At 44.2% G+C, this 1,214-nt stretch carries 1 protein-coding gene; it reads left to right on the top strand.

The genetic code is table 11. From position 1 onward, the window contains the following. Window positions 1–515: 515 nt before the first annotated feature. A partial coding sequence (locus NON16_RS25290; protein ID WP_257352387.1) for a reverse transcriptase domain-containing protein occupies window positions 516–1,214 on the top strand: 699 nt, incomplete at its 3' end.

The following is a 1,214-nucleotide window of genomic DNA, read 5'->3' as shown; positions in this document are numbered from 1 at the left end:
TAAGAAAGTATAGAGCGTCCGAGCATAGGTGATATTCCATAATGGGTGGGAACCCCATCAGGTAAGAACTAGCCATTCACCTGTAGCGAGTCTTGGAGGGTTGGAGGTAACTCCTATCTTTAAGCGTAGACAGCAAGACAGTGGGCCGAAAACCAAATGGCTGAAGGGATGGAGCCCCGAAAACTTATATACGGGAAAGCTGATGATGTTATACTCTCAGAAAGCAACATCTACGAATCGTTATGGCAAGATGAAGTAGATTTCCTCGGGGTCTGTGACCTTGGCACGCTGGACATAGTTGGGATATCGCAACTCGGGAGATCCTATCTGTCTTTCCAAATATGGAGAGTATGGCGGACAAGTGATAATAAAGCAAGGAAGCCAAATGCACGATAGGAAGTCGGATGGCAGCGTAGTACCAATGAAGTCGGGTAATGCCACGGAGGGAAGGCAATGCCACTCCATTATAGCTCTTGTTAGGGACACATTAACTACACACAGAGGTAGGGATAGTAATGACAACAAAACTAGGAAGAATAGCAGAACGAGCAAAAGAAAATCCTAAGATGAAATTCACATCTCTTGCACATCTGCTTGATGAAGAATCGCTTAAGAGATGTCATTTTGAACTGGCTGGGAATAAGGCAACTGGCGTGGACCAGGTGACAAAAGCTGAATACGCGCAAGACCGTGAGCAGAACATTCATGAGTTGGTTCAACGGCTCAAGCAGAAAAGCTACCGACCACAACCGGCAAAACGGGTTTATATGGATAAACCCGGTTCCAACAAGAAGCGACCGCTTGGCATTCCTTCCTACGAAGATAAAATTGTACAGCGAAGGATAGCGGAAATACTTAATAGCATCTATGAGAATGATTTTCTGGACAGTTCATTTGGCTTTAGACCAGGAAGAAACTGCCATGATGCGCTCAAGATACTGAATGTCTACTTGGAAAAGCGATATACAAACTATATTGTCGATGCAGACATTAAAGGTTTCTTTGACAACGTTGACCACAAATGGATGATGGCGTTCTTAAAGCATCGTATTAATGACCCTAGTTTTATGAGAATCATCACCAGATTCCTAAAAGCTGGGTACATGGAGGAAGGCAAGTACCTTCTGATCGATAAAGGCACACCTCAGGGTGGACTCATCTCACCAATTTTGGCAAATGTTTACCTTCACTATGTGCTAGATCTCTGGTTCGAG

The sequence above is a fragment of the Pseudalkalibacillus decolorationis genome, assembly GCF_024609785.1.
Lineage (GTDB): Bacteria > Bacillota > Bacilli > Bacillales > Fictibacillaceae > Pseudalkalibacillus > Pseudalkalibacillus decolorationis.
The sequence above is the reverse complement of the archived record's forward strand: the minus strand, read 5'-3'. Positions and strand labels throughout refer to the sequence as shown.